Below are 26,354 nucleotides of genomic sequence, written 5' to 3'. Positions count from 1 at the left end.
TACAATATATCTATTCTTGAAGCACTTAGGTTGATTAGTGCATATCACCCATATCCAGCTTTGTTGCTTGCTTCTTGTCCTTTACCATTAATACAAACGGGATGCAGCAAAGGAACATCACACCGATAAACATAAATACATCCATATAAGACTGTACCTGCGCCTGACCGCTGACAGAATAATCGAGTGCTTTATAGGCACTCTGCAATGCTATATCAGGAGACATACCTTTCAATATGTAATTATGCTGCATGGCGCTCACCCTGTTTTGCACAGCAGGATTGGTAGCGTCGAGGTGTGATAACAAATTGCTGCGATGCTGCATATTGGTCCTCGACATATAGGTAGTGATCAACGCGATACCAAATGAACCGCCCAACTGGCGCATCATACCTGTAAACGATGCTCCCTGCCCTATCTGTTGTCCCTTGAGTGTGGATAAGGACAACGAAGTGATAGGGATGAACAACATACCCATACCCAATCCTCGGAATATCAACATCCAGAAGAAGTTATCTCTTGACGTATCAGGCGTTAATATCTTATATCCCCAGAAACTATAAACAAAGAAGATGACCATTCCGAGTGCCACCAGCACGGTTTGCTTAGCACCTTTTTGAATCAACATCCCAATAATTGGCATCATAAAGGCAGTAGTCAACGCTGCAGGAATCATGATCATACCCGCTTGTTGCGAGGTCCAGTGAAGGGAGCTTTGCAGGTAGAGAGGTATAATAAAAGTTGAACCATATAAACCAAATCCAAGTATGAAGGACAAAATTGTACCCACCCTGAGGTTACCATTTTTAAGTACTCTCAACTCAACAATGGGATTACGCGTCGTCAACTCTCTCCATATAAAGAAGAAGAAGCCTAAAATGGTAACTACTATCAATGAAGTGATGGTAGCACTACTAAACCAGTCATCTTCCTGTCCGCGCTCCAACACGTATTGCAAAGAGCCTACTGAAACAGCCAATAGGCCAATACCCAGGAAGTCGATGTCCTTTATTGCTTTCTTCAATGCATACTTAGGGCTACGTACGAACTGCAGTGTGAGCAATGCGGCAATAGTACCGATTGGAATGTTGATGTAGAATATGTAAGGCCATGAATAATGATCTACGATATAACCACCCAATGGGGGGCCTAATGTTGGGCCTATGATCACACCTAAACCATAGATAGCCTGCGCCATTCCTCTCTTTTCGGGAGGGTAACTTTCTGTAATAATGGTCTGTGAAGTAACCAATAAGGCCCCCCCGCCTAGACCTTGTAAGAATCTGAACAATACCAGTTCCCATATACCATCTGCATTACCGCAGAGGAAGGAACAAACTGTAAAGATCATAATGGAGGCCGCAAAATAATTGCGCCGTCCAAACTGAGCAGATAACCAGCTGGTCATAGGCACGATGATAACGTTACCAATGGCGTATGCTGTAATCACCCAACTCACCTCGCTCAATGTAGCACCAAGGTTGCCCTTCATATCATTGAGCGCCACGTTCACAATAGTGGTATCTACTATCTCCAGCAAGGCGCAGAAGATAGCTGTGATCGTAATGATCACCCGCCGTGAGCCGTATTCAACTAAAGACTCTGTTTGTTGCATTAACATAACTTCATAATTCTAAATTTCCACTTAATGCTTTTACTTGCCTGCTTCCATAAATCTTCATTGCTTCAAATCGTCTCATTTGAGACATTGAAAACAAATACGTCCTTACGCGAGATTGCTTCGATAATGCCAATGACAGAGTTCAAATAGCGACCGAAAACGAATACGTCCAAACGTGAGATTGCTTCGCGAAGCGCTCGCAATGACACGCCTATTTTTTGCTTCCTGTCATTGGATCATGATTGTGGGGCCACCCAAATACCCGCTCGCAATGACTGATCAAAGTGGGATTCAATTCACGGATCGTCATCTCTCTACAGTATCAATGAGCGTCGATCAAAACAAATGACTCAATGATTAATCCAAATGCACATCAACATCTACATTCAATCCCGGACGGAGATCCTTCAGGTACTGATCATCCATAGTAAACTCTATTTTAATAGGCAGACGCTGAACTGTCTTTACGAAATTACCTGAAGCATTATCCGGTGGAAGCAACGCAAAGCGTGAGCCCGTAGCAGGAGACAATGAAGTAACCTTTGCCTGGAAATCATGACCAGGGTAAGCATCGATATGTACTACCACTTTCTGACCTACATGTATCTTTTCGAGCTGCGTTTCTTTAAAGTTGGCAACTACCCATGGAGCACCTGCGCCTACCACTGTGAATAATGACTGACCTGCTGATAAGAACTGACCTACCTGCGCATTGATCTTAGACACAACACCATCGCTTGGCGCAAGTATAGCAGTGTAAGAAAGATTCAATTTTGCATTTTCAAGATCTGCCTGGCGCTGCTGAATAGTAGCGTTAGCTACACCGATCTGCTGACTGGTAGCATTGCTCTGCGATGTTGCTGCACTTGTCTGGCGCATAGCAGCATTCTTCTGTCCACGCAATACTGCCAACTGGCGCTCTGCACTTTGTTTTGCAGCTTCTGCCTGCTCAAACTGCTGCTGAGTGATCGAATGGTCCTTGATCAGATTAGCATAACGGTCGTAGTCCTGAGATGCACGACGCAGCGTCACCTGTGCCGCTTCTATCTGTGCATCAACTGTTGTTATGTTAGCTTCGTAAGAAGCAATATTAGCTTTAGATGAGCTGGTATTAGCCTGCGCAACACCAAGGCTGTTCTGCGCTGCTGTTAGCGCTGCCTGGGCCTGCTCTACTGCTATTGTACCTGCACGATTATCCAGTATAACCAATGTATCGCCTGCCTTTACCTTCTGATTATCCTTTACACGGATCTCGGTTACATAACCCGATATGCGTGGTATTACCGGGCTGATGCTGGCATCTAACTGTGCATCATCGGTTTCTTCATGGTGCTGTGAGTGTATATATTTGGTCAAGCCAAATCCACCACCTACTACCACCAGTGCTGCAAGCACTATAATAAAGCCTTTACTCTTTTTCTTAGGTGCTTCGGCTTCAGGTGTTTGCTGTGCTGTATTTATTTCGTTCTGTGCCATATATGTTTGTGTTATTCGTTTATGTTTTGAGTGGTATGTTGCTATTTACTAATTACTATCTACTATTATCTTGTTGCCTGAAAATCGTCTGCCAATGTACCGGCTGTCTGCTGCAGCTTCTTGTATGCTACAACAGCATCAGCCTTTGCAAATGTATAATTCAGTTTTGCCTGTAACTGTGCAACGTCGGCATCAAGCAGATCTGTTGTGTTCACCATGTGATTATCATACTTATTCTTGGTAATGCGGTAATTCTCATTGGCCTGTTCAATTGCCTTTGCATAGACATCTATCTTTCTGCGGCTTAATATATAATTCTGATAAGCCTGATTGATCTGCAGATGTAAGCGATCATTCATCAATTCTTCAGACGCCTGCAACTGATGCAAACGGGCAGTAGCCACATTAACTTTAGCGCCTGTCTTCCAGATACTACCCAGGTTATATTGCAAGCCTACACCTACATTCAGTGCTGCTTTCAAGGTAAGCACATCAGGTACATAAGCACCAATGTAGCCGCCGGTCAATGCCACACCCGGATAATACTCACCCTTGGTAGCTTTGATACCCGCCATTGCTGCCTTCTCTTTAAATCCAAGAGACTGGAGGTCTTTCCTGTTCTTCAATGCCGATACTTCCCAGTTGGCAATTGTACCATCTTCATATTGTTTGGCATATGCCGCAGAGTCAGGGATCAGCTGAGCATCTTCAGGTAAACCCAGCATCAGGTTCATATTGATGCACGCGATATTGTAATTGTTCTGTGCATCCAACAATGTCAGTTCAATGTTCGACTGCTGCAACTGCACCTTCAACAGATCGTTGCGCGCTATCAAACCATTCTTTTCCAGGTTAGAGAAATCTGCTACACGCTGTTCCTGCTGTTTCAGATTTTCTTTAATGAGATCAATGGTCTTCAATGACTTGTACAAGTTACTGTAAGCATTGATCGTATTCTGAATCACTTCTTCTTTGTCGGTTTCTGCATCTAGCTTAGCAGCCTGTTCCAGATACTTGGCTGACTCTACGCCGTACTTGATACGCAGACCTGAGAACAAAGGCATTGTAGCTGTAGCCATGGCGTATGCAGCCTGGTTTACTTCCACACCCTTACTTGTTCCAGAGGTTTTAGTGGTGTCGGAAGAACTACTGCCGGGCAATTTAATTTTTAGGTCTATCGTCGGATTATTCAACCTCAGATAAGTTGCCGAAACTTTAAGATCGGGCAGGTGATTATTCCACATCTCATGCCTGTTGGCTACAGCCTCATCTACTTTTGCCGCGCTAAGCTTTAATTCCTTGCTGTTCTTAAGGCTAAGATCAATAGCCTCGGTCATGGAAAGGTTCCTGGTGGTTTGTGCTGAAACATTACCGCCGGCTATAATGGCCAGCGCTGCGGCAATACTCAGTTTATATATGCTATTACTCATTGGTAATCATTTGTTTAAAAAGGTTCTTTAAATGTGTGCTTAACTTCTTTCTTATATGGCGCTGAAACTCCATGTCGTCCATGTGCTCCATATTATTGAGCGTTCGGTAAAAGTGCTGTGAGGTGAGCATCTGGCTAACAGTACCTACCATCGTGGTCATCATCAGCACTATGTCAATGTTCTTTTTGAAAGCGCCTGTTTTTTGCCCTTCCTGTATCAGCGTCCTTATTGATTCCAGGTTTTTCTTTTTCAGTTCGTGAATAAGTGCCGCAACGGGAGTATGCTTATTGATCATCTGTTCCCTCATCATGATCTTATGAAACTGCTGCTGATGAATGAATTTATCTACGTAGTCATCAATAAGAATATACACCTTTTGTATTGGGGTTATACTCTTGTCCTGCAACAGGTTCTCTACTTTGAGTTTGATATTCACCGTCCTTTCTTCGAAAACGGCTTCCATCAGTTTTTCTTTGGAACCAAAATAATACGATATCATCGCCACATTCACATCAGCCTCCTGAGCTATATCCCTCACCGATGCGCCGTCGAAACCCTTTTCAGCAAACAGCTTCTCAGCAGCGTTAATGATCGCTATCTGCTTTTCGCTATATTCTATTGGAGTTCTCATTTCGGACACAAAACTAAACAAACGTTTAAAACTAAACAAACGTTTAATTAATTTTTCGGATAAAATTTTGCTAATAACGCTATAGTAAAAACCTATTCTTTTAGAAGAAATTGATTTTCAATTATTTACGGGAGCAACGCTATTTCTGATAATGATAACTTAATTTTAGACCAATAAATCCTGTATCATATCAGCGACTTACTGACGCAATTGAGGAATGGTAATGAAAGTGCCTTCAGACAACTGGTAGAAACGTATCAGCAGAAGGTGCTTAACACCGCTGTGGGCATGGTGCAGGATATGGGTGCAGCAGAAGACATATCGCAGGAAGTATTTGTAACTGTTTACAAGAATATTCTTTCATTTAAGGAACAATCGTCCCTATCGACCTGGATATACAGAATTACTGTAAACAAGTGCCTGGACCATATGCGCACCAAAACCCGTCAGAAAAGAGGGGGACTGTTATCTCAACTATTCAACCGGGCAGACGGCACCCTCCCCGACAACCCCGACTTCGTCCACCCCGGCGTGGTACTCGAAAACCGCGAAAAAGCAAAATACCTATTTAAAGCCATCAATACCCTACCCGAAAACCAACGTACAGTATTTGTATTGGTTCACATAGAAGATCTTCCCCAAAAAGAAGTAGCCGAAATAATGAACATGACCGTCAAAGCCATTGAATCGTTGTTGCAAAGAGCTAAGGCTAATTTAAGGAAGGTGTTGGGAGAGATGAGGTAATGACTTAATAGTATGCTGTTCCGCTCATTAATTAATGATGAATAAAATAACCAGAGTGACATAATGAGTCAGATAGCACTACCACAAAATATTAAGGAAATATTCTTTAAAACTATCAAAGGAGAGATAGCCATCCTCGATTTTGAACAGTGGTTATATGCCGACAAAGAGATCGAAAACTATCTGACTGAAGACGACTACCTCGACTTAATATCATTAAATTTCAAAAAGAGCGGCGCAAAATATGAGCTTTGGGAACTGCTCAAAAAACATATTGATCTTGGCGAATTCGAAACATACAAAATGCTTAGGCTTCTGAAGGACGCACAAGAAAAAAACAATAACCTTCCGGAAATATTAATGGATTTTTATGATCTCTATTGTAGAGGGTATAATTTTCTGGATGATTTGGGAATGGGATTCGGTCTTGCTTTGGAAGTTCCGATGGTAAGAAACATTAATGCTGAAACATGGGATGAACTCACACCTACCCAACAACAGAATTTATTAGATAGCTTTTCACCACGATTAGAAAAAAGTATAGAAAACGCAATTAATTGGCTGGAAACCGGCAAGATCATCTTAACCGGTAAAATTGACGAAATTGGACATTATGGATATAATGACCATAGAACAGAGGATGAGAGAAAATCGATATTTCAAGTAAAAGTGCCGGAACTTAAAACTGCTGGCAGTTGTAAAAAATGGTGGATGTTTTGGAAATGATATTTGCTATTATTGAGACCGCTTGCAAATATGAGAATGTCTCCTCTTTTCTTCATTGTCTCTATCTACCAGAATACTGAATACCATCAAATAAATTATTTAAGATAGCTTCGTCTTCTTCATTTGTATATGTAAATACACAAACTAAAACCTCATTACCATTCGGCTTATGGCCTTTAAGATGCCAACAATCATCAGCATACATAATTGATGCTTTTGAATTAGAAAAACTTGAGCCTAATAGAGAGTTATTCCCCTTGACAATAAGAATGGAGAAATACAAAACACGGCTTCCATCAGCGTTAGTAAACTGCACAGACTTATCATTGTCAATGCGTTCGTACGACAGATCGATAGGTATGCGCCAATTACGAAGGATATCCTTATTCTTTTCTACTTTCTTGAAAAATTTCGCAATCTTACCAAACATAAAATAAAGGTAAAATAATTTTCGCCGATGTCTGTCTTCTGACCGACCTCCAACCAGACGTATTCGTTTTCGGACACAGTGCATTGATGACAATAACCTTTTTGTAAAGCCAAATATTCTCTAGCTTTACATAACTATGCGTTTCTTCCTCATCTATATTACTCTTAGTTGCATTATCATATCCTGTGGCACGAAAAAGACCACCAATGATCTGAGAGCTCTTTTAGCTAATCACTCGCATGAAATAAACGGCACTTCATTGAAGTTGGAGGAAGATGATGACATAAAGAAACTGACACCTGCCGATACCGTCTTTGTTCGTTTGCTCGCTAAGTTTGGCGTATTAGAGCCCGACCACCTTAGAGATGAAGGTTGCTTTAACCAGTTGTATTATTATGGCCATTTCAAAATGGATAACGAATTTACAGGACTGGTTTTCGCCTATTCAATTTGTAATTGTTGTGGTGATGATCAGTTAATATTAGCCATCGCCGACAACAATGGAATGATCGTATCTGCCATAAAAGCTGCCGAATTTACTCACCCATCAGAATGTATCATAAAGACCGCCACAAAAGTGCAAGCATCTTCTTTAGTTATAGCAACAACCGAAGACTGCGCCATTCTTGAAGGTGCCGACGAGGGCAAAGCCAGTTTTGACAGTGTTACCAATTATTATGACGTTACCCAAAGTGGACAACTAAAATTTGCAAAAAAAGACAGTGTAAACCTGACAAGATAACAATACCAGTCCGCTCAAAATGTTTAGTCAAATTACCATCACAAACAGTCAAGTTGACTACAACTTAACAAACCTGCCCATTTGCGAATGATTAATTCTTACATGATACACACCAGCTGGTAACCTATTAATGTCCAATTATGCGCTATTTCTATTATTACCGCTTTGCATAAATAACTTTCCTAGCACATCTAAAACCTCCCCCCTGGGTTATGTCAAATGGAGCGGAAATTGTCAACTGATTATTCGCAGGATTTGGAAATATCGAACAAATCGATGTCCCATATTACTATACTTTGTCCACCTGTCAACAAAGCTTGAAATATTCAACTATCGCTTCCTACTTCTTAAACCGAATAGTAAAGATAGTCCCCACATTTTCTTCACTACTTATTTCCACAGTACCATTCATAGATTCGATCTGTGAGCGGACCAGATATAGGCCTATTCCGGTAGCATCCGTGTTACCATGGAATGTCTCATACATACCAAACAGTTTTTCGCCATTAGTTGCCAGATTAATACCTCTCCCATTATCCGCTATGGTCAAAACCAGTTCACTTTCTGTGTTTTGTGCATCTACCGTTATTATGGGGTCACGGTCTGCATGTTTATACTTGATTGCATTACTAAGGAAATTGAGGAAAATACTATCCATGTACGCCGGGTTACCATCAAAAATTAAATGGCTATCAACATTATTCGCAATCGTGGCATTTGAGTTCTTTATTTCTATGTGTAATGTATCGATCGCTCTTTTGATATAATCATACAAAACAAGCGGCACCCTTTTTATTTCAAGTCTGTTTTGCGTATCAACAATATCTGAGAGATGAACAATCGTTGTGGTAAAACCCTCAGCGATCTCCTGCAGAAAGCCAAGCATCCTTTCCTTTTCAGATTGCTTATCTGCTATAATGTACAATTCCAGAATCACACCCAAATTATGTGCGTAAGATTTTAGATTATGCGTAACAATGTTTGCAAAGTTGACCAACCTTTTATTTTGTTCTTTCACCTTGTCGCTGGTCTCCCTGATCTCGACTTCCAGTAGTTTTTGCGGTGTAATGTCTGCAACGTGTACAAAAAAACCGTTGACTTCTCCGCCTACAATATGCGGAAAATAATTGGCCAGTGAATATCGGGTGCCTTTCCCATCAGGAAGAGGAATTTCTCTTTCAAATGTCTGCACATGACCTGCCAGAACACCGTCGATGTAGGGCTTATTCTTCTCGTACAGTGGCCCTAGTAATTCTATAATGGTGATCTTGTTGATCATCTCTTCCCTCGATCTTCCAAACCATTGCAGATAGGCACTGTTAGCAAAACGACAAACCAGGTCTTTATCCCAGTAAGCCAACATCGCTGAAAGATTATCTGCAGTCAATGCCAATACTTCCCGGCTATCAGACAGTGATTTCACTTCCTCAAAACTGGCCTTTAGTATTTTTTCTGTTTTCTTCTTTTCTGTTATATCCTGTACTGTGCCTCGTATCGCCAGAGGCTTACCCTTACTGTCAAACGTAAATTCCTTTGTTATGAACATGGTCTTCCGCACCCCATCAACAGTAATTATATCGATCTCATCCATACCCGACGTAAGATCTCCATTTACTACATTCTTTAATGAAGCTTCGGCAGATGCGCGATGTTCAGGTACAATGTAGTCGCTAAGCGATGGGATACTATCAGGATTTGTAATCTTGTCAAAACCAATTAGCGCATACAAGCCTTCAGACCAATATCTCTTGCCGTTAAGCAAATTGATCTCCCAACATCCCAGACGTGATAATTTTTCTGCTTTATGAAATCTGTCTATCAGCTGCACCACTGAAGTGGCATCTACTCTGATAGTGAACAGTTTGATGATCTCTTTACTTTCATTCAAGTATGGGATCACTGATAGGTTACTCCATGAAACATCCCCCTTCTTACTAATGTTCTTAATTGTATCCCTGAAGATATTCCCCTTTGAGACTGCATCAAATATTCTTTTGTTCACATCCTCTGAAATATCTGCCAGGGCGATAGCACTATAATTCTTACCGACTATTTCATGTTCGGGGAGCCCGGTAAGGGCGCAGTATTTCTCGTTAGCGTATTCAAAATTGCTCTCTTTATCAAAGACAGCCACCGCAGCTATCTCATCCAGAGCACTCCTGAAAAAGTTTGTCTGCTTTTGGTTAAGCTTCAACTCTAACAATGTCATTACCGATCTTGACAATATAGCCAATGATCGTTTCTGACTGTCTGTTAATTGATGAGACTGCGTATGTATGACACACAATGTTCCTAACGATTGACCGTCGCTGGTAACTAATGGCGCTCCGGCGTAGTATCTTATATTTGGATACCCGGTGACAAATGGATTATCAGCAAAGGAAGGATCGTTGACCGGGTCAGTAACTTCAAATAGCTCGCTACCTTCAATAGCACGTGCGCAAAAAGAAACATCGCGGCTTGTTTCAGAAATATCAAGCCCGATCTTCGATTTGAACCATTGTCTGTTTTCATCAACGATGGTAATAAGCGCTATAGGAGTTTTACAAATTTCTGCAGCAAGCGTAGCAATATCGTCATATTCCTGTTCTTGAATAGTGTCTAATATTTCGTACAACTTTACTGCCTCAAGCCGCTTGTTCTCCCCCTCAATTCCTTTATGTAACATGCTTACTTGCCTTTGATAGCAAATCTATGTGTTACGGGTCGAAATACAAATTATCTATTTGCATAAAATGTGCCACATACTACATATACTGCCCCGTATAGCTCTCCTTCACCTTCTTCAATCCGTCAGGCGGACCTTCATACAGTAGCATACCACCACCCTTGCCCCCTTCCGGACCGAGATCTATTACCCAGTCTGCACACTTGATCACGTCAGTATTATGCTCTATTACAATTATGGAATGGCCTTGATCTATCAGTGCATCAAAAGAACCCAACAATTTCTTTATATCATGCATGTGCAGACCTGTAGTGGGTTCATCAAAGATGAACAACACCTTGCTGCTTGGCCTGCCCTTACCCAGGAATGATGCCAGCTTCACACGTTGCGCCTCACCACCGCTCAGGGTATCACTGCTCTGTCCCAACTTTATATAGCCCAGCCCAACATCGCTCAATGGTTGCATGGCAGCGGCCAGTTTCTTCTCATCTTCAAAGAACTGTATCGACTCATCAACACTCATCTCCAGCACATCATAAATGCTCTTGCCCCTGTAGGTAACCTCCAGCACTTCATCCTTAAAACGCTTCCCCCTGCACGATTCACACAGCAAGTGTACATCAGCCAGGAACTGCATTTCTACTATCACTTCACCTTCTCCCTTACATGTATCACAACGGCCACCATCGGTATTGAACGAAAAATGTTTCTCAACAAATCCCCTCATCTTGGCTACCGGTTGCTTGGCATACAGCTTACGGATCTCGTCATACGCTTTAATGTAGGTAACCGGATTACTGCGAGATGATTTACCTATCGGATTTTGATCCACCATTTCTATATGGCCTATGCTCTTCAGGTCGCCATCCAGCTTACGGAAAGCCCCCGGCCTGTCTGCACCTTCACCATAATGCTTTTGCAACGCAGGATACAACGTTTGTTTCACCAGCGTGGTCTTACCACTACCGCTCACGCCTGTTACTACACATAGCACATTCAGCGGAAAATCTACACTAACATCTTTCAGGTTATTCTGCTTACAACCCTCTATACGGATCTTACCCGTTGGCTTTCTCCTTACCTTAGGTGGCGTTATCTCCATTGCCCCGCTCAGGTATTTGCCGGTAAGGCTTGCCTTATTTTTGATCAGTTCTTTGTACGGACCTGCCGCCACAACCTCACCACCCAGGTGACTGGCCAACGGCCCCATATCTATAATATAGTCGGCCTGGCGCATCATCATTTCATCATGCTCTACCACCACTACCGTATTGCCCAGGTCGCGCAGGTTCTTCAATACATTGATCAGTCGCTCGGTATCTCTGCTATGCAGGCCTATGCTGGGCTCGTCTAATATGTAAAGAGAATCAGTAAGATTGCTGCCCAAAAATTTGGTCAACTGTATACGTTGGCTCTCGCCACCAGATAAAGTATTAGCCAGTCGGTTCAGGTTCAGATAACCCAATCCCACATCCAGCAATGTCTTCATTCTCTGGTTGATTTCCAGCATGATACGCTTGGCTATCGTCTCTTCATTTTCTGTCAGCTTCATGGTAGTGAACCAGGTGTATAACTCATCGCATGGCTTAAACATCAGCTCGGCAATGGTTACCCCGCTCACTTTCACAAACATCGCTTCCTTTCTTAATCTCGATCCTTTGCAAGCCGGGCAAACTGTCCGACCACGATAGCGCGCCTGCATAACACGGTATTGCACCTTATACAGGTTCTGCTCCACCATCTTAAAGAAGTCACGAATACCGCCTACTCTGCTATTACCTTCCCAAAGTAGTTCCAGTTCCTGGTCACCCAATTCAGCCACAGGCGTATGAATAGGGAAACCCAACTTACCGGCACTACGCATAAAGTCATCTTTCCACTCACTCATCTTCTCACCGCGCCATGGTGCTACTGCACTCTCAAATACACTCAACTGCTTATTAGGTATCACTAGCTCTTCATCTATCCCCAGCACCTGCCCAAAGCCTTCACATACCGGGCATGCACCATATGGGTTGTTGAAAGAAAACAGGTTGGGTGTAGGCTCATCGAACAAAATGCCATCGGCCTCAAATCGATTATTAAAGGTGGTTATCTTACTGCCGTCTACCTCTACCAGGCATTCCCCTTCACTCTCATAAAAGGCGGTCTGAATACTGTCGGCAAGGCGGTGCAGATCATCTTCATCAAATACATCCTTTACTACTATACGGTCTATCAGCAGGTTGATGGCGGCATTACCCACACTCACAGTGCCTGCCAGCACATCTTCTATTCGTATTGGCTTTTCATCGGCAGCGGGCGCATAGATACGGCTAAAGCCCTTCTGCATCAATATGTTCAATTCCTCCTCTACCGTGCGCTGATAGCGGGTAACAAGCGGGACTATAAATTGCACCTTACTACCCTTCGGCAAGCCCTGCACAAACTGCACCACATCCGTCACCGTATCTTTCTTAACCTCACGGCCACTTACCGGTGAAAACGTCTTACCCACACGGGCAAACAACAACCTCAGGTAATCATATATCTCCGTCATGCTACCCACAGTACTGCGGGGCGTGCGCGTAGTTACTTTCTGTTCTATAGCTATAGCCGGACAAATACCCCTTATGTAATCCACATCAGGCTTATCCATACGCATCAGGAACTGGCGGGCATAGGCACTCAGGCTCTCGGCATACCTGCGCTGCCCCTCGGCAAACAAAGTATCCATGGTCAGCGATGATTTACCACTGCCGCTCACCCCTGTTACCACCACCAGCTGATTACGTGGAATATGCACATCCACATTCTTCAGGTTGTGCATACGCGCGCCCTTTATGAATATGCTGTCCTTCCCGTCCTCCGGGTTACTTTCGTCATTGGGGTCATGTTCCACTTCAGGCTCAGAGATACCCTCTATCCCATGTATAGGTGCCATGCTTTTTTCCAATACCTCTTTCTTCTTACTTTTTGCGGTGGTAACTTTCTTTTCTGCCATAAAAACTCCTGTGCCAAAGTTAAGATATTGGCAGGTGAAAGATTATGCCATGATATTAATTTGGTGGGGAGGGAAAATTGCATTTTCAATAAATACCCCAATTTGGTAGAGGACGCAATGTGATCCTGAGCTCGCAGAAGGATTGCGTCTTTTCATCTGGCGAAAATTTCATCATGTACTTAGGCGGCAGCTACACTTTTGGTGTCAATACGCTGGTTATGTTGTATGGTACAGGCAGTCTGTTTTGATCGTCAGCTATTTTAACAAACCTTTAAATTTGGCATAGCATTTGTAAGGTAATAATGAACTGAAGTTTAATTCAACTATTAAATCCTACAATATGAAACACTTTATTCGCACGTTCGTTTGTTTGCTCCTCGCATTTTCTGGCAATAGTTCCTATGCATCGCATATTGTTGGAGCAGATCTGTACTATACACACATTAGTGACAGTACCTATAAAATCTCAATAGCCTTATATGGCGACTGCGGAGCAGGTAGTTCAGCAGCTTTTTCATTATTACCAACTGCAACTCCCCGCATCTGCCTTTATGATGGTTCGCTATCAGACACTACCTTATATCTGGCCATTGACACACCAACAGCAGGTATCGAAATTACAAATGCTTGTTCCGGTGCTTTTATTACACAATGCACAGACGTCTCATCTACACTCCCTGGAATAAAAAAATTCACGTACAGCCGGGTATACACATTACCCCACAATTCCGCAAACTGGCAATTCAAATTTTCCGGAGACCTTGGTAGCACTACAGCCGGGCGGGCAGCAGCCATCACCAATATTAGCAATGCGGGTGCGACCACAATGTTCCTCACAGCATCGCTAAATAGTAATTTGGGCAATTCCAGCCCTTCGCTTACCGTATCTCAACAAAGCTATTTTTGTTTAAATATTCCGCAAACATATGGGCCTGCTGCGGTTGATCCCGATGGAGACCTGCTATCAATTCATTTGGTATCTGCCACCAATGGAACAGGCTCCTCATCTTGCACAAGCGTCACTGCTCCGGTTACCTATGCCACTCCTTATACCGGTGCAGCCCCCCTGTCCTGCACCGCCGGCTCATTCATATTCGACACTTTAAGCGGAATAATGAACTTCACTGCAGATATATTGCAAAGAGGGGTGATCGCTTATAATATCGAAGAACGCAGAGGAGGAATATTGGTAGGTACAAGCCAAAGAGAAATGACAGTACATATTATAACCTGCGCAGGCGGACCTTGCGGCAGCAGTGCGGGCACGAATGACGTAGTTAAAGAAAATGCGGTGATCATGTACCCCAATCCTGCTAACGACGATTTAATTATAGAAATGATAGGCGCCGACTATAATGAAATGACAATCACAAATGCAATTGGTAGTGTTTTATTTAGCCAGACGCTTTCCGCAACAAACACCACCATCGCTACAGATAGGTACCCTGCCGGCATATACCATCTGTCGTTGAAAGGACCCGCTTCAACTAAAATACTGAAACTCATCATTAGTCACTAAAGGGTATAATTTTTCCTGCGTGATCCATTGGGTATATTGTGGCATTTTGGAGCGTTTTGTACGACTACTTGATTGTCCGCGTTAAAAAACACATGATGGGTGGGTAATGTAAATTGTAAACAATTGGAATAATAACAGCGTCTTTCCTTTTCTTGTTTCTTCCATTTCCCCATCCATCCTTATCTTAGCAACATGTTTATTAAAAAAGCACTGCTGGGTGCCGCATTGTCGTTACTTGCTTTCACCAATACTTATGCACAGAAAACAGATTTCTGTGATGCGGTGAGCGCCATACTCAAAGACGGACCAAACGAATTCAAAAACATTCGCCACCCCGACGCTGAGCGTAGCGGAGGAAATGGACTGGTGTACAAAAGCAACATCAATGTCCCTGGATCGATCATATCGAGGTTCGTTGCATCTATGGGATTGTTCTATGAAGGCGCACTAAAACAGGCACCAACAACCGATCTGATCAAACCGGAGTATGATCGCATTATAGCTGAACTGAATAGTTGCCTTGTACCAAAGGGGTATGTAATGAGGTCTGTACCCAATTACATTAAAGGACTGGAGAGCTTTAAGAAGATCATGTTCATGCCCGATTTTAAGGCCACCTCTCCACCGGTAGGCCACATAACCCTTGAGGTTGACTATAATAAGGATTCCAAACAATACACACTTATCCTATACATATTTCAAAAATAAGACCCATGCCTGAAAACATAGATTACGTAGCCACCAATAAAGCCCTGTGGAACGAAAAAACGAAGCACCACATTACGTCTGACTTTTACCGCAACGAGCTGTTTATGGCCGGTGAATCTTCGCTCAACGACATAGAATTATCACTACTGGGAGATGTGAAGGGTAAGACCGTCCTGCACCTGCAATGCCACTTTGGACAAGATTCTTTGTCACTGGCACGCATGGGGGCTAAAGTAACTGGTATCGATCTATCTGACGCAGCCATAGCGCAGGCCCGCAAAATGAATGATGAACTGGGACTTGATGCGGAATTCATCTGCACCGATATCTTCAAACTTCCGGAGGTACTGGATCGTAAGTTTGATATTGTCTTTACCTCATATGGCACCATCTGCTGGTTGCCCGACATGGCTAAGTGGGCTTCTATAGTTGGTCGATATGTACAACCGGGTGGTATGTTTGTGTTTGCTGACTTCCACCCTACACTTTGGATGTTCGACAATCACTTTAAATATGTACAGTATTCTTACTTCAACAGGCAGGAGATAAATGAAGTAGAATCAGGTACTTATGCAGACCAGTCAGCACCCATCAACCTTAACTCGGTTACCTGGAATCATGATCAGGCGGAGGTGATACAAAACTTGTTAGATCAGAACCTGCAACTGGTAAAACTGGCTGAGTACGACTATTCTCCATACGCCTGTTTCCCCGAGACAATTGAAATTGCCCCACGCAAATACCAGATACCCGGCATGGAAGGTAAACTGCCTATGGTCTATGCGTTGAAAATGATAAAGCGGTAATGAGTGTTCGACAGTTAACTTATTATCTTGAAGATATAACAATATAACTTCCTACTGATTATTGAGTAAATTGCACACGAATATAATATTACCCGAAAAATATGCTATTTAATTCTATTGAATTCTTTATCTTCTTAGTACTGGTTTATGCAATTTACTGGTTTGCGTTTTCAAAGAATTTAAAATTACAGAATACTTTCCTATTAGTTGTCAGCTATATTTTCTACGGTTGGTGGGATTGGCGTTTTGTATTCCTGTTAATGCTATCCACTATCATAGATTACACGTTCGGCATACTCATACATACTAAGAAGAATAAGAAACTATACTTGTGGCTAAGCATATTTAATAACCTTGCGGTGTTGGGCGTCTTTAAATATTATAATTTCTTTGCACATTCTTTCCAGGATATGGTGGCAAACATAGGTTTTCATGTAGATCCTTACTTCCTGGCAATAGTGCTTCCGGTCGGCATCTCTTTCTATACATTCCACGGCATGTCATATGTTTTTGATATATGTCGGGAACGATCGGTACCGGAACGGAATTTTGTTGATTACTCACTATTCGTATGTTTCTTCCCTTTATTAGTTGCAGGCCCTATTGAGCGCGCGTCACATCTGTTGCCTCAAGTAGTTAAAAAAAGGAATTTTGACTACAAACAATCGGTTCATGGTCTGCGACTCATGCTTTGGGGTATGTTCAAAAAAGTAGTGATAGCAGATGGTTTGGCTCCATCAGTAAATAGCATTTATGCCGACTATTCTCATATGTCGGGTCTTTCACTGCTCATTGGTGCCTTTTATTTCGCATTCCAGATCTATGCCGATTTTAGTGGTTATTCAGATATAGCACGTGGTACTGCCAAATTATTCGGATTTGAATTATTGATCAATTTCAGATTTCCATATTTTTCCAGAGATATAGCAGAGTTCTGGCGAAGGTGGCACATATCACTGTCCTCATGGTTTAGAGACTATTTGTATATTCCATTAGGTGGTAGCAAAAACGGGTTGGCTAAGTCAGTAAGAAATACATTTATCATATTTATAGTAAGTGGTTTCTGGCACGGCGCCAACTGGACGTTTATAATATGGGGAGCGCTTCATGCACTATATTTTTTACCGCTCTTATTGGGTAACAAAAACCGCAGAAATACCGGCGAAATCGCTCCGGGCAGGTTCCTCCCCGGAATAAGAGAAGGGTTCCAGATGTTGCTTACGTTCGGGATGGTATGCCTTGCATGGATATTTTTCAGGGCAGCAAACTTCAGCGAAGCCATACATTACATCTCTTCCATCTTCACCAACAAATTCAGATCAGGAATGGAGGTAAAGCAGTTTATTGCTCCTTATGTATTCCCTGTTATTGGTTTTATGCTGCTGATAGAGTGGCTAAGTCGCAATTCCGACGTCGATGCATTTTTCGATACTATATCCAACAAAACACTGCGTTATTCTACCTACTTCCTTATATTTTTTATCATATTGATGTTTGGCTCTTTCCAGAAAGCATCTTTTATCTATTTTCAATTTTAAAGTATGAAAAAATTTCTGTTAAAAGCAGTCAGCTTTTTCGCAATTTTCATAATCGCATATGTCGTTTGCCTGTTTTGTTTTTGCAACATAATGCCAAAGAAATTACAGAAAAATGTACTCTACCTAAAAAATAGCACCGGACACCTATCTACACGGCTTGCAGAAGCCGATACTTGTAGTCAAGTAGACGTTCTGGCACTTGGATCTTCACATACTTATAGGGGATTTGATCCCAGAATTTTCAGAAGACACGGTATCTCGTTGTTCAATCTAGGTTCTTCAGCCCAATCGCCGATACAAACGGAATATCTGGTTAAAAAGTATATAGATAAGATTCATCCACGAGTCGTTGTTTTTGATATGTACTATACCATACTACAATGCGATGGCACTGAAAGCGCCCTGGATCTTTTTTCAAATTCTCCAGGAATTGATAAAGGACTGTTTGAAATGGCTCTAAAGGTAAATACCATTCCTGCTTACAATACGTTTGTTTACTCATGGTTTAAAACACTTAATAGACAAAATATTAAAGAGCCGGCAATAAAAAACAACGACACTTATATACCTGGCGGATTTGTTGAAAGGACAATAAATAACAATCAATATCACGGACAGCATATTGCACCTGCTCATTTTGAGATTAACGAGTTGCAACTTAAGTCTTTGCAGAACATTGTTAAGATACTCAAAGAAAAGAACATAAGATTGATATTGGTGCAGACACCGTATGCACCTGATAGTTACAGGTCGGTGGTCAACCGCGATAGTTTGGATCGTTATCTTTCGTCATTAAAAGACGCTGAATACTATAACTTTAACGATACAAATATTTTCAAAAATGATTACTTTTTTGACTTTAGTCACCTCAACTCTAAGGGAGTGGAAGTCTACGATAGTATCCTTATTAATAAACTGTTCCCGGGAGGGCATTTATAGCTGTTTATGATGCCAATAGGCCTGCCAAGCACAGGTAGATAAAAATTCAATATTAAAGGCCAATAATATCATTTTTGAGGACAATTTCAGTGATGATACGGTAGGGAAATTACCACAAAAATGGGAGGAGACCAAAACAAAACCTGCCACTAAAGTCTTTGTAACGGCTAATGATGGTGAGCATGGGCATACCTGAAGAAGGAAATAGAGCTCCACCCTTTAATTCAACCACTGTCCAATACAGGTGATGGATTAAAACAGTAGTTTGATTGATTATAAACCAGATTCTTATTGTTGGTATTTTAGGTATTGCACTGTTCGGACAGGACGGATCAAAGAATGGCAACTTTCTTTATTTATATAACTACGAAAGTGTAACGTTTCAGGTGTTCAGGGGTGAACATATTTGAAAAACAGAAAGTTTACTCAGTTGGCTGCCAACAAGTGGTATAAGATTACATAATTTATTAAAAAAGAACTACTGCTCGTATGTATAGATACAACTTGTTACTATCTACAAAATGACCGGGTGAGTATAGCAGAGATATCGAAAGTCAAACTAGGTTTTGGAGTGCAGTCTACCGTTAAAAACGTAAAAATTTCTGCAGTTTATAAAACTCGTGATTTTAGCACGCCTGTTTTCCTCAACCTTAGAGATAGCCCCACGCAAATACCTGATACCCGGCATGGAAGGAAAGCTGCCGATTGTCTATGCGTTGAAAATGACCAGATAATTTGACAAATGGCAAAAAAATTGCGCACCCAATACTTCTGCGATATAAAGGGTTAACTTTATATTCATGAAACGAAGTGCCCTCATGCTTTTAATTTGTTCCCTGATCGGAATCACCGCCAAGGCACAAAACCGCTTTGGTATTGACGTGGGTATAGGCTGCCCGCCAGGATACGGACCTGGACTTAATTTTTCTTCTGATTCACATGAGATACAAACATCGAAGCTGTTGCCTTGCGCCGGAATATACTATGAGCGGAAGATAACACAGCATTTATACCTTGGAGGTAAACTATTTTTCCAGCGCTATAATTTTAATAATAACAGAAGTACAATAAGTAATTTATTTGACCTGATGTTTGGTGGCACGACCGACACCACCAACGGTGTCCAGGTAAACTGTAAAAGCAGTTACATCTGTCTGGCACCAATATTGGATATAGGGCTAGGTAAAAAGCAGGTCATTCACCTGTTTTTTATGCCGGGTATAGGCCGAATGATAGACGGCACTATGACTACAACATATTACAGAACTTATAGTGCGGGTAAATTTGTGGATTACAGTTACACCTACAATACCACTTCAGCACTTCATCCTGTCATCTTTCCAGTAAGTTATGGGATGGCCGAACATATTACGCTCTCAAAACTCTGGCATCTTACATTTACGGAGACCATATGCAATATGGTCGGCAACCCAATTGCTGATGAAAAATGGACAGACCAAGTACCACTTAAACCTAGTTATGTGAGCTTGCAGGTTGGGGTAATGCGCAAACACCATCCTAAAAAATTAAAAGAAAAAAGCTAGCAGCTGAGTATCACTACCGCAGTTATCCTTATCTTGTAACCACAATTTTATACTATGAAATTTCTGAAATTGGTGATAGTGTTTATAGCTATGGCTATCGTTGCCCAGGCACAGGTAGATAAAACTTCAACACTAAAGGCTAATAATATCATTTTTGAAGATGATTTCAGTGGTGATACGGTAGGGAAATTCCCGCAAAAATGGGAGGAGACCAAAACAAAACCTGCAACTAAAGTCTTTGTAACGGCTAATGATGGTGAGCATGGGCTATACCTTGAGAAGGAAATAGAGCTTCACCCGTTAATTGAACCACTTTCCAATACAGGTGATGGATTAAAACTGGAGTTTGATTATAAACCAGATTCTATTGTTGGTCTTTTAGGTATAGCACTATTCGGACAGTACGACTCAAAGAATGGCAGCTTCCTGTATTTATATAACCACGAAAGCGTAACGTTTCAGGTATTCAGAGGCGGGCATGTTTCAAAAACTGACAATTTTACGCAGTTGGCACCCAGCAAGTGGTATAAGATTACATACTTTATTAAGAAAGACCTGCTGCTATTATGTATAGATTCATCTTGTTACTATATACAAAATGACCTGGTGAGTATACCAGAGATATCGAAACTCAAACTTGCCTTTGGAGGGCAGTCTACCATTAAAAACGTAAAAATTTCTACAGTGAATAATACCCGTGAGTTTAGCATCATTAATACTGAAAAGAAACTGGTTACTCATGCAATTGATTTTGAAAAAGGGACAAAGACCATCACTCTTTTCAGCAACGCTTACATTAAAGATCTGGCTTACTGGATAAAAGCTAATCCTACCGCAGAATTGGAAATAGACGGACATACAGATGATGATGGTAACAAAGAACTGAACGCTGCTTTATCGCTAGCAAGAGCCAATGAAGTAAAAATAGCATTGATAATAAACGGCGTTGCTGCTTCAAGGCTCACCACACAAGGTTACGGATCTGACAAGCCAATAGGACAGTGCCAATACACCGGCAGCTAAGCCAATGAATAGAAGAGTTGAGTTTATAAAGACTAAATAATAACGTAGATCTATCGTGTATTTGGATATCAATCCTTTCCCCAATTATCTTCCATATACCGGTAAGATTCTTTGCTTACAGTATACTCACATGCTTCGCGAGATATGGTTTTATCACGGCGGAGATGGTTGGCACTTACTGTCAAGCTCTTTATGCCTGACTTAATTTTATTGTCCCTGGTCGACTTCTTTGCTTCCTTACCCATGGCGCATGATTTAATTTATAGTTAATAAAACTATACCATAAATATATAAACAAAAACTATAAATCAGGTATTTCCATTAAAGAATAATAAACGGGCTTACAATACAATTTCCAATATCAATGCTTCCACAGTGTATAGCAAGTTGCCTTGTCTTCTCCCAACCAATGTATCTTAAGCGTATCCTTATTTAAAGCAACAATGTTTCCTTCCTGAATGAAATCATTATAATATATTTTCAGTTTACTACCAGATAACACATACGGCATAGCGGCGTCACCTTCATAATCAACCACAAAAAAAGATACTCCTGAAAATACGAAATCGGCATGAGGTCCATTTGGGTCACTTGTCCATATTCTAAATAGCAGAGACGTATCAAGTGTTGTACTTATCGTGCATGCCGTCGGTCGTTGAATATTTTCACTACCCATGTTGTCCTGATTGTACTCTGACCTAGTAAATGCCTTACGCCCGGCTGAGTTAGCTAGTTCATTATATCCATGATCAGCAGTATCTACCGTACCTTTCGGGGTTTTGTTATTTGTGTTATTACATGACAACAGCACTTGAAATGCAACCAAAATAAAAACCGGTAATATTAGCCTCATAATACACCTCATTTATCTCATTGCCTGCTCCAGATCCCCAATTATATCTTCCACATTTTCAATGCCCACACTCATACGTATCATACCATCAGTAATGCCGAATTTAAGGCGTTGCTCGCGGGCTACACCCATGTGGGTAGTAGATGCAGGGTGAGAAATAAGCGTGTCGCATGTACCGAGCGATACTGCATTCAGGCATATCTTCAACGAGTTCATGAACTTTACACCTGCATCAAATCCACCCTTCAGCTCAAAGCTCAGCATAGCGCCGGGGTGCTTCATTTGCTTCATGCCTATTGCATGGTCGGGGTGGTCAGCAAGGCCAAGATAATTGACCACTCCCACCGCAGGATGATCGTGCAGGAACTGTGCTACTTTTTCAGCATTAGCACAATGTCTATCCATACGCACACTAAGTGTACGGAGTCCATTGACCAGCAAGAACGCATCAAAGGCATTACTGTTACCACCCAGCAGGCGGTGCGTTTTGGTCAACGCAGTGCTCATTCGCGCTATGTCTTTACCCACCAATATACCGCCAATAGCAGTACCATGGCCATTAAGGAATTTGGTTGTAGAGTGTACCACATAGTCAGCTCCAAATGCAAAAGGCTGCTGCAGGTAAGGCGTCGCGAAAGTATTATCTACACACACTACTACCCCATGTGCCTTTGCCAATGCTATAAGTTCTGCAAGGTCCACACACTGCAAAGTGGGGTTTGCAGGCGTTTCTATATGCATCATTCGGATCGTCTTATCTGTCTGTAGCGCTTGCTCCACGGCCTTCAGATCATGAAAGTCAACTATCACCGCACCAATACTAAAATCGGGCAGTATCTTTTCTATGATCTCATGCGTACCACCGTACAAGGATTGATGCGTGAGTATCTTCTCCCCAGCCTTCACATTGCCCATGAAAGCTGTAGATATGGCCGCCATACCAGAAGCATGGAGGATTGCTTTTAGCTTCAACTGCTCACCATTAGCGTCTTTCAACCCAAAGGCTTCCAGCATGGCTATGCGCTCCTCGGCTTCTGCAATGGTAGGATTACCCCAACGGCCATAGATATATCCCTTCTCTTCTCCTCTGAAAATGGCTGCCGCCTGTTCCGCACTGTCGAACTCGTAAGTGCTCGATGCATAGATAGGCGTAAGGTGGGCGCGATTGCTTTCGGTAACGTGGCCGCCATGCAAACAAAGGGTATCAAATCCCGGATTGGTGTTATTATCAGTCATGTAATTGAGTATTTTCGCAGATAAAGATACAAGTTACCATGAAGCAAATACTCACCCAATACGCGCAATATAATCTATGGGCCAATAGGCTCGTTATTGAAGCCATGCTGGCATTACCTACCCGCTCACTGAACATTGAAATAGAAAGCAGCTTCCCTACAATTAAGGAAACCGCTCTGCATATATGGAGCGCAGAATATATATGGCTGGAGCGACTGAAACAAAACCCCGAACCACTTTGGGTACAAGGTATATTTATAGGACTGGCCAAAGAAATGTGCAACAATTGGCAGCGCACATCAACTGAATTGATGACCTACATAGAAGGGCTGGACGACACCTCACTAAACGCTATTTGCTCTTATTCTGATCGCAAAGGAAATACCTACACCACACCTGTATGGCAGGTACTACATCATGTATTTAACCACTGCACCTACCACCGTGGCCAGCTCATCACCATGCTCCGCCAGGCCGGTGCAACAGCCATACCGGGAACTGATTTTATTGGGTTTGTGAGGATGCAGTAGATAGTAGATAGATCTGATATAAATTAGTTCTAAGTATCCTACTTATCAAGGGCAATTAACCATATTTCCCGACAAGTAAACGATCGTTTTATGGTCAATTAAAAAATACACACAAGCAGGAGCCCATTGCGGTTTGGTGCTATTGTGAGATTGGAAGACTGTGTTCATGTTATATTTATCAGTTACTCCGACAACCTCATAAGCAATACTATTAGGACCAAATGTGCAGTTGCCGGGAAATTTTTTAAGCAACCCGTTATAGGTTACACTGTCCACCTCCTTAGCAAACGCCACATCGTCCCAGTCAGTAGTCTTATGTACGATCTTCCCATGCTCCGGGAATTTGACCTTCATATCATTATAAAAGGCGTCCTTATAATAACTATCGTATGGCCATATTTCCCCAACAATTTCATACACCAGAAAACAGGAAACAGCCAAAAAGCTAAATCCGACAACCTTTGCCGATCTCAACTTGCCTTTATCTTTAAGGCGGTAATACCATCTATGAATTAACGCTGGAATTAATACGATTATAAATACTATTACGATGATGCAGATAACTACCAATAATGTACGCCAATCCATATGCTTCTCTTATTGGTCTGTTGCGATTTTTATAATCATTTACAACCATCTGTTCTAACTACTATCCCCTACCTCCCACCCAACTCTATCACCTCACAGTCCTTCATTCTGTCACCATCTATCACAAAACGGATAAGGGTCCGCACCTTGTGCCAGCCATGCTTACCGGCCGCACCGGGGTTCATGTGGAGGCATTGCATTTTTTCGTCGTAGAGTACTTTAAGAATGTGGGAGTGACCACAGATAAATAGCTTAGGTTGCTCAGCCAATAGTTCTGCCCGCACGCCAGGCACATACTTAGGTGAATAACCGCCTATATGGGTCATAAAGACTTTCACATCTTCACACTTCCAGATCAGTTTTTCAGGGTATTCATCTCTTATATCGCGGCCATCAATATTACCATATACACCTTTAAATGGTTTGAATGCCTTGAGCTTGTCTGCTACCTCGGCTGCAGTCCCAAAGTCACCCGCATGCCACACCTCATCACATTGATCAAAGTGTTTGAAAACTGCGTCGTCAAGGTAGTTATGGGTATCAGATATAAGGCCTATACGGGTCATAGCGCTGTGTTTAGGCCATCTCTGCCTCACGAGCGTAGAATGTCCGGATATCATCAAAGATGTGCTCAATCTCATCTACACTATCTGTGGTGACCAGGCGGGTCCTGAACTCACGTACATGATTCAGCCCCTTAAGATAGCTGGCATAGTGCGGGCGCATTTCGCATACGCCTGTCCTTGTACCTTTCCAGGCAAGCGCGCCATGCAGGTGTTTACGCACTGCGGTTAAACGTTCTTCAATAGTTGGCGGCGCGAGCACTTCGCCGGTAGCCATATAGTGCTTAATTTCTCTGAATATCCAAGGGTATCCTATGGCGGCACGGCCTATCATTATACCATCTACACCATAACGGTTCTTATACTCAACAGCCTTTTGTGGACTGTCAATATCACCATTACCAAAGATGGGTATATGTATTCGTGGGTTGTTCTTTACTTTGGCAATCAATGTCCAGTCTGCCTCTCCGCGATACAATTGTGCACGGGTGCGGCCATGTATGGTCAGTGCCTTTATTCCCACATCCTGCAGGCGCTCGGCTACTTCTTCAATATTTTTGGTATCATCATCCCAGCCGAGACGGGTTTTTACGGTTACCGGCAACGATGTACTGCGTACACACGCTTTGGTAAGGCGTACCATCAGGTCTATATCTCTCAACACACCCGCACCGGCACCCTTGCAAACCACCTTCTTTACCGGGCAGCCGAAATTAATATCCAGCAGATCGGGAGCAGTACTATCTACGATCTTAGCAGATAGCGCCATTGCATCCTCATCACCGCCGAATATCTGTATACCAATTGGTTTTTCGTAATCGAAAATATCCAGTTTCTGGCGGCTCTTTATGGCATCACGTATCAATCCCTCAGAAGAAATGAACTCGGTGTACATAAGATCTGCACCATTTTCCTTACACACTGCCCTGAATGGCGGATCACTAACGTCCTCCATAGGTGCCAGCAACAACGGAAATTCCCCCAACTCTATATTATCGATCTTTACCATAAATAAGGCCGCAAAGTTAGGGCATTTTTTGTGTAAACAGAAGTGCC

Annotated in this window: 24 protein-coding genes; 11 read left to right on the top strand and 13 right to left on the bottom strand. The window is 42.2% G+C overall.

What is annotated here, in order from left to right:
* Window positions 1-34: 34 nt before the first annotated feature.
* The 4 genes from CJD36_RS02360 to CJD36_RS02345 all read right to left on the bottom strand — a co-directional run bounded on the left by CJD36_RS02360 (window position 35) and on the right by CJD36_RS02345 (window position 5,158).
* On the bottom strand, window positions 35-1,615 hold the full coding sequence (locus tag CJD36_RS02360) for a DHA2 family efflux MFS transporter permease subunit (RefSeq protein WP_105037492.1): 1,581 nt from the start codon (window positions 1,613-1,615) through the stop codon (window positions 35-37).
* Between the two features lie 363 nt (window positions 1,616-1,978).
* Entirely contained in the window at window positions 1,979-3,097 is a 1,119-nt protein-coding gene (locus tag CJD36_RS02355; RefSeq protein WP_105037491.1) for an HlyD family secretion protein, read from the bottom strand.
* 65 nt (window positions 3,098-3,162) lie between these two features.
* Window positions 3,163-4,527, bottom strand: a complete 1,365-nt coding sequence (locus CJD36_RS02350; protein WP_105037490.1) for a TolC family protein — start codon at window positions 4,525-4,527, stop codon at window positions 3,163-3,165.
* Window positions 4,520-5,158, bottom strand: coding sequence for a TetR/AcrR family transcriptional regulator (locus CJD36_RS02345; RefSeq protein WP_205685542.1), 639 nt, complete (start codon window positions 5,156-5,158; stop codon window positions 4,520-4,522). The genes CJD36_RS02350 and CJD36_RS02345 overlap by 8 nt, the downstream gene beginning before the upstream one ends.
* A 177-nt stretch (window positions 5,159-5,335) precedes the next feature.
* On the opposite strand from CJD36_RS02345, the gene CJD36_RS02340 reads away from it, so the two are divergent.
* Together CJD36_RS02340 and CJD36_RS02335 are read left to right on the top strand one after the other, a co-directional pair.
* Entirely contained in the window at window positions 5,336-5,902 is a 567-nt protein-coding gene (locus CJD36_RS02340) for an RNA polymerase sigma factor (RefSeq protein ID WP_317047160.1), read from the top strand.
* Between the two features lie 63 nt (window positions 5,903-5,965).
* On the top strand, window positions 5,966-6,628 hold the full coding sequence (locus CJD36_RS02335) for a hypothetical protein (RefSeq protein WP_105037488.1): 663 nt from the start codon (window positions 5,966-5,968) through the stop codon (window positions 6,626-6,628).
* A gap of 61 nt (window positions 6,629-6,689) precedes the next feature.
* Here CJD36_RS02335 and CJD36_RS02330 read toward each other — a convergent pair whose 3' ends face one another.
* The gene (locus CJD36_RS02330) at window positions 6,690-7,058 is read right to left on the bottom strand and encodes a hypothetical protein (RefSeq protein WP_105037487.1); all 369 of its coding nucleotides are present in this window, start codon (window positions 7,056-7,058) and stop codon (window positions 6,690-6,692) included.
* Window positions 7,059-7,194: 136 nt separating this feature from the next.
* On the opposite strand from CJD36_RS02330, the gene CJD36_RS02325 reads away from it, so the two are divergent.
* The gene (locus CJD36_RS02325) at window positions 7,195-7,800 is read left to right on the top strand and encodes a hypothetical protein (protein WP_105037486.1); all 606 of its coding nucleotides are present in this window, start codon (window positions 7,195-7,197) and stop codon (window positions 7,798-7,800) included.
* A 340-nt stretch (window positions 7,801-8,140) separates the two neighbouring features.
* Here the strand turns inward: CJD36_RS02325 and CJD36_RS02320 are convergent, their stop codons facing one another.
* Window positions 8,141-10,468 (bottom strand): PAS domain-containing protein, encoded by a 2,328-nt coding sequence (locus tag CJD36_RS02320; protein ID WP_105037485.1) that lies wholly within the window; start codon window positions 10,466-10,468, stop codon window positions 8,141-8,143.
* Window positions 10,469-10,547: 79 nt separating this feature from the next.
* A complete protein-coding gene (gene uvrA, locus CJD36_RS02315; RefSeq protein WP_240609301.1) occupies window positions 10,548-13,277 on the bottom strand; it encodes an excinuclease ABC subunit UvrA in 2,730 nt (909 codons plus the stop codon).
* Window positions 13,278-13,791: 514 nt separating this feature from the next.
* On the opposite strand from uvrA, the gene CJD36_RS02310 reads away from it, so the two are divergent.
* The 7 genes from CJD36_RS02310 to CJD36_RS02280 all read left to right on the top strand — a co-directional run bounded on the left by CJD36_RS02310 (window position 13,792) and on the right by CJD36_RS02280 (window position 21,528).
* Complete coding sequence (locus tag CJD36_RS02310) at window positions 13,792-14,970, top strand: T9SS type A sorting domain-containing protein (RefSeq protein ID WP_105037484.1); 1,179 nt, start codon at window positions 13,792-13,794, stop codon at window positions 14,968-14,970.
* A gap of 192 nt (window positions 14,971-15,162) precedes the next feature.
* The gene (locus tag CJD36_RS02305) at window positions 15,163-15,678 is read left to right on the top strand and encodes a hypothetical protein (protein WP_105037483.1); all 516 of its coding nucleotides are present in this window, start codon (window positions 15,163-15,165) and stop codon (window positions 15,676-15,678) included.
* 5 nt (window positions 15,679-15,683) lie between these two features.
* Window positions 15,684-16,484 carry a class I SAM-dependent methyltransferase gene (locus CJD36_RS02300; protein ID WP_105037482.1) on the top strand — a complete coding sequence of 267 codons (801 nt, stop codon included), beginning with the start codon at window positions 15,684-15,686 and terminating at the stop codon, window positions 16,482-16,484.
* Window positions 16,485-16,744: 260 nt separating this feature from the next.
* Complete coding sequence (locus CJD36_RS02295) at window positions 16,745-18,022, top strand: MBOAT family O-acyltransferase (protein WP_240609278.1); 1,278 nt, start codon at window positions 16,745-16,747, stop codon at window positions 18,020-18,022.
* Window positions 18,023-18,025: 3 nt separating this feature from the next.
* The gene (locus tag CJD36_RS02290; protein ID WP_133162458.1) at window positions 18,026-18,961 is read left to right on the top strand and encodes a hypothetical protein; all 936 of its coding nucleotides are present in this window, start codon (window positions 18,026-18,028) and stop codon (window positions 18,959-18,961) included.
* Between the two features lie 800 nt (window positions 18,962-19,761).
* Complete coding sequence (locus CJD36_RS02285) at window positions 19,762-20,505, top strand: hypothetical protein (protein WP_133162457.1); 744 nt, start codon at window positions 19,762-19,764, stop codon at window positions 20,503-20,505.
* A gap of 54 nt (window positions 20,506-20,559) precedes the next feature.
* Window positions 20,560-21,528: an OmpA family protein gene (locus CJD36_RS02280; protein WP_105037478.1), complete on the top strand. Its 969-nt coding sequence runs from the start codon at window positions 20,560-20,562 to the stop codon at window positions 21,526-21,528.
* A 68-nt stretch (window positions 21,529-21,596) separates the two neighbouring features.
* On the opposite strand, the gene CJD36_RS23115 is transcribed toward CJD36_RS02280, so the two are convergent.
* From CJD36_RS23115 to CJD36_RS02270, 3 genes are all read right to left on the bottom strand, one after another.
* Window positions 21,597-21,773: a hypothetical protein gene (locus tag CJD36_RS23115; protein WP_161499178.1), complete on the bottom strand. Its 177-nt coding sequence runs from the start codon at window positions 21,771-21,773 to the stop codon at window positions 21,597-21,599.
* A 116-nt stretch (window positions 21,774-21,889) separates the two neighbouring features.
* Window positions 21,890-22,381, bottom strand: coding sequence for a hypothetical protein (locus CJD36_RS02275; RefSeq protein ID WP_133162456.1), 492 nt, complete (start codon window positions 22,379-22,381; stop codon window positions 21,890-21,892).
* A gap of 12 nt (window positions 22,382-22,393) precedes the next feature.
* Entirely contained in the window at window positions 22,394-23,617 is a 1,224-nt protein-coding gene (locus CJD36_RS02270; RefSeq protein WP_105037476.1) for a trans-sulfuration enzyme family protein, read from the bottom strand.
* Window positions 23,618-23,655: 38 nt separating this feature from the next.
* Here CJD36_RS02270 and CJD36_RS02265 point away from each other — a divergent pair, with 38 nt between their 5' ends.
* The gene (locus CJD36_RS02265) at window positions 23,656-24,147 is read left to right on the top strand and encodes a DinB family protein (protein WP_105037475.1); all 492 of its coding nucleotides are present in this window, start codon (window positions 23,656-23,658) and stop codon (window positions 24,145-24,147) included.
* A 45-nt stretch (window positions 24,148-24,192) separates the two neighbouring features.
* On the opposite strand, the gene CJD36_RS02260 is transcribed toward CJD36_RS02265, so the two are convergent.
* From CJD36_RS02260 to dusB, 3 genes are all read right to left on the bottom strand, one after another.
* Window positions 24,193-24,735 (bottom strand): hypothetical protein, encoded by a 543-nt coding sequence (locus CJD36_RS02260; RefSeq protein ID WP_105037474.1) that lies wholly within the window; start codon window positions 24,733-24,735, stop codon window positions 24,193-24,195.
* 68 nt (window positions 24,736-24,803) lie between these two features.
* Window positions 24,804-25,301, bottom strand: coding sequence for a metallophosphoesterase family protein (locus tag CJD36_RS02255; protein WP_105038038.1), 498 nt, complete (start codon window positions 25,299-25,301; stop codon window positions 24,804-24,806).
* A gap of 10 nt (window positions 25,302-25,311) precedes the next feature.
* Window positions 25,312-26,307 carry a tRNA dihydrouridine synthase DusB gene (dusB, locus tag CJD36_RS02250; protein WP_105037473.1) on the bottom strand — a complete coding sequence of 332 codons (996 nt, stop codon included), beginning with the start codon at window positions 26,305-26,307 and terminating at the stop codon, window positions 25,312-25,314.
* Between the last annotated feature and the right edge of the window lie 47 nt (window positions 26,308-26,354).

Source organism: Flavipsychrobacter stenotrophus (assembly GCF_002954265.1).
Classification (GTDB): Bacteria; Bacteroidota; Bacteroidia; order Chitinophagales; family Chitinophagaceae; genus Flavipsychrobacter; species Flavipsychrobacter stenotrophus.
This window is presented reverse-complemented; position numbering and strand designations above follow the sequence as displayed.

What these genes read in the sequence shown, in the direction of transcription:
- CJD36_RS02330 (WP_105037487.1), bottom strand. Translation starts at nt 7,058, where the DNA reads ATGTTTGGTAAGATTGCGAAATTTTTCAAGAAAGTAGAAAAGAATAAG.
- CJD36_RS02280 (WP_105037478.1), top strand. Translation starts at nt 20,560, where the DNA reads ATGAAATTTCTGAAATTGGTGATAGTGTTTATAGCTATGGCTATCGTT.
- CJD36_RS02310 (WP_105037484.1), top strand. Translation starts at nt 13,792, where the DNA reads ATGAAACACTTTATTCGCACGTTCGTTTGTTTGCTCCTCGCATTTTCT.
- CJD36_RS02275 (WP_133162456.1), bottom strand. Translation starts at nt 22,381, where the DNA reads ATGAGGCTAATATTACCGGTTTTTATTTTGGTTGCATTTCAAGTGCTG.
- CJD36_RS02355 (WP_105037491.1), bottom strand. Translation starts at nt 3,097, where the DNA reads ATGGCACAGAACGAAATAAATACAGCACAGCAAACACCTGAAGCCGAA.
- CJD36_RS02335 (WP_105037488.1), top strand. Translation starts at nt 5,966, where the DNA reads ATGAGTCAGATAGCACTACCACAAAATATTAAGGAAATATTCTTTAAA.
- CJD36_RS02265 (WP_105037475.1), top strand. Translation starts at nt 23,656, where the DNA reads ATGAAGCAAATACTCACCCAATACGCGCAATATAATCTATGGGCCAAT.
- dusB (WP_105037473.1), bottom strand. Translation starts at nt 26,307, where the DNA reads ATGGTAAAGATCGATAATATAGAGTTGGGGGAATTTCCGTTGTTGCTG.
- CJD36_RS02320 (WP_105037485.1), bottom strand. Translation starts at nt 10,468, where the DNA reads ATGTTACATAAAGGAATTGAGGGGGAGAACAAGCGGCTTGAGGCAGTA.
- CJD36_RS23115 (WP_161499178.1), bottom strand. Translation starts at nt 21,773, where the DNA reads ATGGGTAAGGAAGCAAAGAAGTCGACCAGGGACAATAAAATTAAGTCA.
- CJD36_RS02360 (WP_105037492.1), bottom strand. Translation starts at nt 1,615, where the DNA reads ATGCAACAAACAGAGTCTTTAGTTGAATACGGCTCACGGCGGGTGATC.
- uvrA (WP_240609301.1), bottom strand. Translation starts at nt 13,277, where the DNA reads ATGCACAACCTGAAGAATGTGGATGTGCATATTCCACGTAATCAGCTG.
- CJD36_RS02305 (WP_105037483.1), top strand. Translation starts at nt 15,163, where the DNA reads ATGTTTATTAAAAAAGCACTGCTGGGTGCCGCATTGTCGTTACTTGCT.
- CJD36_RS02285 (WP_133162457.1), top strand. Translation starts at nt 19,762, where the DNA reads ATGAAACGAAGTGCCCTCATGCTTTTAATTTGTTCCCTGATCGGAATC.
- CJD36_RS02260 (WP_105037474.1), bottom strand. Translation starts at nt 24,735, where the DNA reads ATGGATTGGCGTACATTATTGGTAGTTATCTGCATCATCGTAATAGTA.
- CJD36_RS02350 (WP_105037490.1), bottom strand. Translation starts at nt 4,527, where the DNA reads ATGAGTAATAGCATATATAAACTGAGTATTGCCGCAGCGCTGGCCATT.
- CJD36_RS02345 (WP_205685542.1), bottom strand. Translation starts at nt 5,158, where the DNA reads ATGAGAACTCCAATAGAATATAGCGAAAAGCAGATAGCGATCATTAAC.
- CJD36_RS02255 (WP_105038038.1), bottom strand. Translation starts at nt 25,301, where the DNA reads ATGACCCGTATAGGCCTTATATCTGATACCCATAACTACCTTGACGAC.
- CJD36_RS02290 (WP_133162458.1), top strand. Translation starts at nt 18,026, where the DNA reads ATGAAAAAATTTCTGTTAAAAGCAGTCAGCTTTTTCGCAATTTTCATA.
- CJD36_RS02295 (WP_240609278.1), top strand. Translation starts at nt 16,745, where the DNA reads ATGCTATCCACTATCATAGATTACACGTTCGGCATACTCATACATACT.
- CJD36_RS02270 (WP_105037476.1), bottom strand. Translation starts at nt 23,617, where the DNA reads ATGACTGATAATAACACCAATCCGGGATTTGATACCCTTTGTTTGCAT.
- CJD36_RS02325 (WP_105037486.1), top strand. Translation starts at nt 7,195, where the DNA reads ATGCGTTTCTTCCTCATCTATATTACTCTTAGTTGCATTATCATATCC.
- CJD36_RS02300 (WP_105037482.1), top strand. Translation starts at nt 15,684, where the DNA reads ATGCCTGAAAACATAGATTACGTAGCCACCAATAAAGCCCTGTGGAAC.